The 7,676-nt window shown below is 41.3% G+C and carries 9 protein-coding genes; 1 reads left to right on the plus strand and 8 read right to left on the minus strand.

Annotation, left to right across the window (positions count from 1 at the left end):
• From pepF to GX756_00245, 8 genes are all read right to left on the minus strand, one after another.
• On the minus strand, positions 1–1,670 hold a 1,670-nt coding region (pepF, locus tag GX756_00210), incomplete at its 3' end, for an oligoendopeptidase F (protein ID NLC16293.1).
• A 13-nt stretch (positions 1,671–1,683) separates the two neighbouring features.
• Complete coding sequence (locus GX756_00215; GenBank protein ID NLC16294.1) at positions 1,684–3,036, minus strand: PFL family protein; 1,353 nt, start codon at positions 3,034–3,036, stop codon at positions 1,684–1,686.
• Between the two features lie 9 nt (positions 3,037–3,045).
• Complete coding sequence (locus GX756_00220) at positions 3,046–3,315, minus strand: ACT domain-containing protein (protein NLC16295.1); 270 nt, start codon at positions 3,313–3,315, stop codon at positions 3,046–3,048.
• Positions 3,315–3,836, minus strand: coding sequence for a hypothetical protein (locus GX756_00225; protein ID NLC16296.1), 522 nt, complete (start codon positions 3,834–3,836; stop codon positions 3,315–3,317). The genes GX756_00220 and GX756_00225 overlap by 1 nt, the downstream gene beginning before the upstream one ends.
• Before the next feature lie 269 nt (positions 3,837–4,105).
• Positions 4,106–4,432: a hypothetical protein gene (locus GX756_00230; protein NLC16297.1), complete on the minus strand. Its 327-nt coding sequence runs from the start codon at positions 4,430–4,432 to the stop codon at positions 4,106–4,108.
• A gap of 103 nt (positions 4,433–4,535) precedes the next feature.
• Positions 4,536–5,429 carry a glutamate formimidoyltransferase gene (ftcD, locus tag GX756_00235; protein ID NLC16298.1) on the minus strand — a complete coding sequence of 298 codons (894 nt, stop codon included), beginning with the start codon at positions 5,427–5,429 and terminating at the stop codon, positions 4,536–4,538.
• A gap of 8 nt (positions 5,430–5,437) precedes the next feature.
• Positions 5,438–5,989, minus strand: a complete 552-nt coding sequence (locus tag GX756_00240) for a sugar O-acetyltransferase (protein NLC16299.1) — start codon at positions 5,987–5,989, stop codon at positions 5,438–5,440.
• 2 nt (positions 5,990–5,991) lie between these two features.
• Positions 5,992–6,729, minus strand: a complete 738-nt coding sequence (locus GX756_00245) for a hypothetical protein (GenBank protein NLC16300.1) — start codon at positions 6,727–6,729, stop codon at positions 5,992–5,994.
• A gap of 172 nt (positions 6,730–6,901) precedes the next feature.
• On the opposite strand from GX756_00245, the gene GX756_00250 reads away from it, so the two are divergent.
• The gene (locus GX756_00250; protein ID NLC16301.1) at positions 6,902–7,477 is read left to right on the plus strand and encodes a DUF975 family protein; all 576 of its coding nucleotides are present in this window, start codon (positions 6,902–6,904) and stop codon (positions 7,475–7,477) included.
• Positions 7,478–7,676: the final 199 nt, after the last annotated feature.

Here is a 7,676-nt window from a genome sequence, read left to right on the forward strand (position 1 = left end):
GATTTTGAGCCGCCGGCCTTTAAGAAATTCATATATTTATCCAATATGCCTTTTTCGCCGTCCAATATTCTTTGGGATATATCTATTGCGGAGGTTATTCCGGTGGCGTATTTATACACGTAAAAAGAGCGGTAAAAATGGGGTATCCTTGCCCATTCTATTGAAATCTCGTCGTCATAAGTTACCGCGTCGCCGTAATAGCGTTTGTTGATGTCGGCATATAGCGAATTTAACAAAGACGGCGTCAAAGGCTGGCCTTCTTGCACCAAATCATGCGCCTTTTTTTCAAATTCGGCAAATTGCGTCTGGCGGAACAAGGTGGTTCTTATCGCGTCAAGCCTGTAAGACAGCAGATATTTTTTGACCGCGGGGTCTTTTGAGGTCTTCAATAAATAATCAAGAAGCAGCATTTCATTGACGGTGGAGGCCACTTCGGCCACAAAAATCTCATATCTGGCCTTTGCCGCAGGCTGAGACTTTGAGCTGTAATAGCTGTGCATAGCGTGCCCTAACTCATGGGCGATAGTGAACACGTCGTGGGTGGTCTTGTTATAGTTTAGCAAAATATAAGGATGGACAGTCGTAGCGTCAACGCTATACGCGCCGCTTCTTTTGTTGGGCGTTTCGTAGACATCTATCCACCTTTCACTAAAAGCCTTATCAAGTAGCTCTTGATATTCTTCGCCCAAGGGCTCAAGCCCTTTTTTTACCAACTTGGCCGCCTCTTCGTATTCCAGCTTTAGGTCAGCGTCTTCAACCAAGGGCATATACATATCATACATGTTATACTCAGTATAATTTAGGACTTTTTTTCTGAGCCTGATATATCTGTGCAAAGCGTCCAGATTGTCGTTTACCGATTTTATTAAGGCGTTATAAACCTTAATAGGCACGTCCTCGCCCGATACGGCTTTTTCAAGATATGAGTTGTATCTTCTCGCCTTGGCGTAAAATATATTTTTTTTGACATTGGCGTAATAATTGGCGCTTATCGTGTTTATAAGTTTTTTATACTCCGCATAATAAGCCTTGTATGCTTTTTGCCTTACTTGTTTGTCCCTATTTTGCATAAGCAGGCTATAATTGCCGTGGGTGACTTTCACGGGTTTTCCATCAACTTCTATTTCGGGCGGAATAAAATCGGCGTTGTCTATCATTACGAAGATGTCTTGAAAATCGCCCGCGAAATCGCCTACCATTGCCAAAAGCTTTTCTTCGTCTTTGCTTAATATATGCTGTTTTTGCTTGACCAAAAGCCTGAGCATATAATCGTAATCTTTAAATTCGGGGCTTTGGGCCATTTGTTCTAATTGTTCTTGGGGCAATTGCGATAATTCCGGGTTAATAAAACTTGTTTGGGCCGAAGCTTGGCTTGCGAACATTGATATTTTGCTATACATAGACACATATTTGTCGTTAGTCGTGTCCTCGTCTTTGCGGCAAAGCGCATAAACAAACAGCTTTTCCAGTTTTAAACTGAATTCGTCCGAAAGCTTCAAAACTTCCAAGATTGTCTTGGGGTCTTTGAGTTTGCCGGCGTATTTGGAAAATTTGGGGAGCAAGGCTTGAAGCCCCTTAAAATCCTGTTCCCAAAGCTCGTCAGAAGGGTATATGTCTTCCAATTGCCATTTATATTGGCTGTCTATTTGTTCCCTTTTTAATACTTCCATAAAATAATCCTCTTTAGTTTTTGTTGGACTGGACGGGCGCGGGCACCCTGCCGCCGCGCTCTATGAACCTGTCCGGTCTAAATCTATTGATATCCATTATGGGCGCGCTTCCAAGCAAACCGCCAAACTCGGCTCTTTGTCCTACCGTCTTGCCTTCTACGGGGATAATCCTTACGGCTGTCGTTTTATTGTTGACCATGCCTATGGCGCATTCGTCCGCGATAATGGCCGAGATTATGTTTTCATCGGTGTCGCCCGGAATCGCTATCATATCAAGACCTACGCTGCAAACGCATGTCATTGCTTCTAGTTTTTGCAAGTTAAGGGCGCCTTTTTCCACAGCCTTGGTCATGCCGGCGTCTTCGCTTACGGGTATAAACGCGCCGCTTAAGCCGCCCGTGTGGCTGCTTGCCATAATTCCGCCTTTTTTGACCGCGTCGTTTAGGATAGCGAGACAGGCAGTCGTGCCGTGAGCGCCCACGCTTTCCAAGCCCATTTCTTCCAAGATTTCGGCCACGCTGTCCCCAATTCTGGGCGTAGGCGCCAAAGACAAGTCTATTATCCCAAACTGCGCGTTCAGTCTTTTGGCGGCTTCTTTGGCCACTAATTGACCTACCCTTGTAATTTTGAACGCCGTTCTTTTGATTGTTTCGGCGACCACGGTCAAGTCGCAACCGCGCGCTTTTTCCAAGGCGACCTTGACGACGCCCGGCCCGCTTACGCCCACATTAATAACCGCGTCGCCCTCCCCTATGCCGTTATAAGCGCCCGCCATAAAAGGATTGTCTTCTACGGAGTTGGCAAACACGACCAATTTGGCGCAGCCTACGCTGTCTTGCGAGGCTGTCAGCCGCGCGGTATGTTTTATTATCTTGCCCATTTTGGCGACGGCGTCCATATTAATGCCCGATTTGGTGCTCGCGACATTAACCGAGCTGCAGACTTTGGTTGTCGTAGCCAACGCTTCCGGGATAGTTTCCAAAAAATAACTCTCCCACTTGGTCATGCCTTTGTGCACAAGCGCGCTGTATCCGCCCAAAAAATCCACGCCCGTATCTTCCGCCGCCTTGTCCAAGGCTTTGGCTATCTCCAAATATCCTAGGTTGTTGGCGCCTATTAGGCTTATGGGCGTGACCGAGATGCGCTTGTTGACAATGGGTATGCCATAGTCGCTCGCAATTTCATCACCGACCGCGACAAGATTTTGGGCAAGCCTGCATATCTTGTCATAAACCTTTTGGGCCGTGCTTTTGGGGCTTAAATCTATGCAGTCAAACAAGGATATCGCCATAGTAATCGCGCGGACATCCAAGTGTTGACTTTCTATCATTTGTATTGTTTCCAATATTTCTTTTTTATTAATCATAGCTCTCTTTTAAATCTTGTGCATTGTATTGAAAATATCTTCATGCTGGATGCGCGCATTGACTCCGATTTCGGCGCCTATTACATCTAAATCCCTTTGGATGCTGGATATTTTTTTGTCACATTTGGAAATATCCACCAGCATGATCATAACAAAGTAGTCCTGCAAAATGGTTTGGCTTATATCTTCAATATTAGCCTTTATATCTTTTAAATAAGCGCTTACGCGGGCTATGATGCCCACCTTGTCTTTGCCTACGACGGTTACTATCGCTCGCATTAGTTCTCCTCGGCTTTTTTTATAATTTTATAATCCAACAAAATGCTGGCGTGGGTGCGGTATTTTATTATATCGCCTTCCGAAAAAGGCGGATGTTCCAAATCTTTCCGTATCAAAACCCTTCTTTGCGGCATATCCGGGCGTTTTATTACCCTTTCTTCAAGTATCATAAGATAATAATCCACGCCGTCTTTTTGGGTAATGGTATCGTCAAAATGCAAAAATTTGCCCGTGTTTTCCTCTACAAGGCCCGTAAATATATTCTTAAGCGTTTTATAGTATTTGTGGGTAAGGCGGAATTTGATAGAAAGAAAAAACCATGCGCCGCACAAATACAAAACCGTTATTATAATGTTAAGCGCCTGCGCCAAAGACCTGCCAATTTGATGCCTGAAAACTACTATCAAAACATTGGCTATAACCATTATCAATAAACTTATTACAAGCGCCCATATATATTTAAGGCGCAAGCGCCTTACTTGGTCGTATTCTTGCCTGGTATATAAGCTAAAATCTTTCAAGCCGATATCCCCTATCTTTCAAAATATTGGAAATATTATATCATTCATCGTTTTATTTTACAATGATTTGAGATAAACCGCGATATGTTATAGCATGGTAATTTTAGCGCTTTATAATAGTTTTTCCGTTATATGCGCATATGCCAAATATGATATATTAAAGATATAGTTATGCTTATTATTTTAACTTGTTTTAATTATTATTTTCAAAAAAAACAGGCTTATTTTACATAAGCCTGTTTTTTTGTCTTAGATAGTTTTTTATCTTATCATTCTGTCTTAATCAAAGCCAATAGCTGTTCTTGAACCGCGGGCATAAATGAAAAGATCAAAACTACCGCCACCAAAGCAAGATAAATGATTGTGAGTATCAAACCTTTGTCAATCACAAATTCCAAACCAACTATAGCGACAACGGCTATTGTGGCGTATGTTTGCACATAACCCAAAACGGTAAGCAACAGCGCATGGTCGGTTATATTAAATGTTGTGTTGATGTAAGAAAAGGCCAACAAAAGAATGACCAAAAAGGCCAAAATTTCGCCGATAATGTCAAGGGCCTTTTCCAAAGGTTTTCCTATGGTTGTTTTTAGCATGACCTATCCCTCCTTATCTTGATTTTAAATATTTTAAATATTTATTTGTATTATATAATACAAAAGCGTCATTTCAATATAATATAATGTAAAAATTTAAAAATTAATGTCTATCCCACAAGAGATATTCCAATATTTTGTCGTCGCCAAAGCTTTCAAACTTTAGCGCGTCTTTTATGGTAGTTGACAGTATGCGCATAGGCGCAAGCCCCACAAGTTCGCTGTTTTTGATCTCCGCTCCAAAATCTTGGGCCATTTTTTTGACCGTTTGGTAAATTTCAAAAAAAGAAATTGCTTTTGTGTCGGTTATGTTCATAGAAACTTGGACTAGATTTTTGCTCTTTAGCTTTAGCCCAAGCGCTTTTAGGCCCTTTATCCCCCCGTTTGACTCCCTTATTGACGAGGCGATTTTTTTGGCTATTTCCAAATTGTTTGTGTTTAAGTTGATATTAAAAGCCACCAGAAAATCCCTTGCCCCGCACGCCGTAACCCCAGCCGTTTTGTGCGGGATATCGGGCCCAAAATCAGGCTTCCATTGGGAGTTTTTCATTTTGGCCGCCATATTTTCAAACCCGCCGCGCCTTATATCGGACAATTGAACCCTATTGGGACTGGTTGCGGAATGCGCGTATAAAAAAACAGGGATGCCGTATCTTTGGCTTATTTTTTGGGCCGCTTTTTTGGATATCAAAACCGCCTCTTCTTTAGCTATGTTTTTTACGGGCACAAAAGGAATCACATCAACCGCGCCCATTCGCGGATGCTCGCCTTTGTGCGCGTTCAAATTAATATGCTTTACGGCGACGCCCACGGCTTCAATCAGCGCTTTTAAGACCGCCTTAGGCTTGCCCGCCGCGGTGACAACCGAGCGGTTATGGTCAATATCGCTCTCATAACCGAGCAAAACTTTATGTTTTTCAAAACAGCGCGCCAAGGCTTTTAGCGTTTTTTGGTCCGAGGCGCTGAAATTTGGGACGCATTCAATTATCTTTTCCATAAAAACCTTTATAGCTTACGTATAATTTTGCAAGGGTTGCCCGCGGCGACTACATTGGCGGGGATGTCCTTGACCACTACGCTACCCGCGCCGATTGTCGTATTGTCGCCTATTGTAACTCCGGGGCAGATTATAGCGCCGCCGCCTATCCAGACATTATCGCCTATGGTTATAGGCTTGCCCAGTTCCAAACCGCTAACGCGGACTTGGGGATCGGTTGGGTGAGTGGCGGAATATATTTGAACATAGGGCGCGAACATCACATTGTCGCCTATTATAACCTTGTTGACATCTAATATTATACAGCCGTGATTAGCGTAAAAATTATCGCCTAATGTAATATTATATCCATAATCGCAATAAAACGGCGATTCTATATGGACTTTGCCTTTTACTTTAAGCAATAGGCGCAAAATTTGGACTCTTCTTTCTAGGTCTTCAGGGTTGGCGTTATTGAACTCAAATAATAATTTTTTGGCCGCTTGGCGCTCTTTGGCAAGCTCAAGATCCGCCGAATAATATAATTCGCCGCTAAGCATTTTTTGTTTTTCTGTTTTCATTGTTATTCCTTATAAAGCTCTTTTAAATCAATATGTGGGTTGGTATATCGCGGACGCTTTTTTGTCATTGGCGTATAGTTAATGCTTTTTTGGGGACACCAATTAATACACGCCATGCATTGAATACAGTTGTTTCGCCATTTGGGCTTGTTGTTAATCTTTTCAATATTATTAGTGGGGCATACTCGGACGCAAATATCGCAGCCATTACAGTTTTTATCCGCGCTGAAGAAAATATGCGAAAACAGCAAGAAAAAGTTAAATAAAGGGCTTACTAGTCCCGTTTTTATATAATCCAAAGGGCTATTGTGCTTTTCCAAATATTGAACTTGGTTTTTGATGTCGGCGCTTATTTTTTCAATAGCCAATAAGGCGTTATTAATCTTTTGGCTAACCGCGCTGTCTTTGTCGGGATTAAATATCGCGATATAATTTTCTGGCATCAAAATCCCGTTTATATAATTCACTTTAAATAGGCTTTTTATCCTCTTGGCGAATTTCTCAGCGGCTCGGCCCGGGGTTGAGCCGTAGGTGGTTACAATAAAAACATATTTGGGATTGGATATTATCTTAATCTTTTTGCAAAAATCATCCAAAATCTTGGGATATGTATAAGCGTAAACGGGAAAAACAAAGCCAATGACATCGGCTTGCAATATTATTTCTTTTTCTCTTACGCATTTGGAAATATTTAAGTACTGCCCGTCTAAACAAGATGCCAGATTTTTGGCGACAAACAAACAATTCCCTGTCCCGCTAAAATAAAAAATTTGCGCGCTCATATTAAATATTTTAACATTTTTTGAAAATACATAAAAGAGTTTAATATTAAAAAAATTAACACAAAAAATAGTTTTTTTATAAACAATATAGTATAATTATTTTTAAGTGTTTTATTGTAGGAGGATTATGATGAAACGAAGCAAAGAATACAGAGCGCTCGCCTGGAATATCTTTAATCAGGACTTGGGCAAAATATTTTTATTTTCTTTACTTTCTACCATAGTTCTTATGGCAATAGGCGGCACGGGTTTTGGCTTCTTTATACTCGGACCATTTTATGTGGGAACGATGCTGTATTATTTGAGAGCGATTAGAAAAGAGGAGCTAGGCTATGGCGCTTTGTTTGAGCCAATAACCAAAAACGACATTATAAGAACTATCATCTTGTATATCTTGAAAATTCTTTTTATATTCCTTTGGACGCTTTTGTTCTTTATTCCGGGCATCGTCAAATCGTATTCTTACGCTATGGCGGAGTTTATCGCTATTGACAACCCTAATATGAGCGCGGAAGATTGCATTACCCAAAGCAGAAAGATGATGAAGGGATACAAATTTAAGCTTTTCTTATTGGACTTGAGCTTTATTGGCTGGTGGATATTAGCGGTAGTGATAATTTTTGTAGGCGCTGTCTTTTTCCAAGCTTATCATACGATGGCAAGGGCCGCTTTTTACGAGGACTTAAAAGCCAAATATAACGCCTAATTATAGCGAAAAATAAGCATTTAAAAAACCTCTTTTCCCCCGCGAAAAAGAGGTTTTGTTTTTATGTTCAGTATTAAGTGTGTAGTTACAAATAAGTTTGCTCACGTAGTTACAAAGTTTGCTCGGGTTGAAATGTAGTTGTTTCAAGGCTTCTCGCTGTTTATTTCCTTCGAGTAACAAAGTTTGCTCGCGGGTTGCC

Source organism: Clostridiales bacterium (assembly GCA_012512255.1).
Lineage (GTDB): Bacteria > Bacillota > Clostridia > Christensenellales > DUVY01 > DUVY01.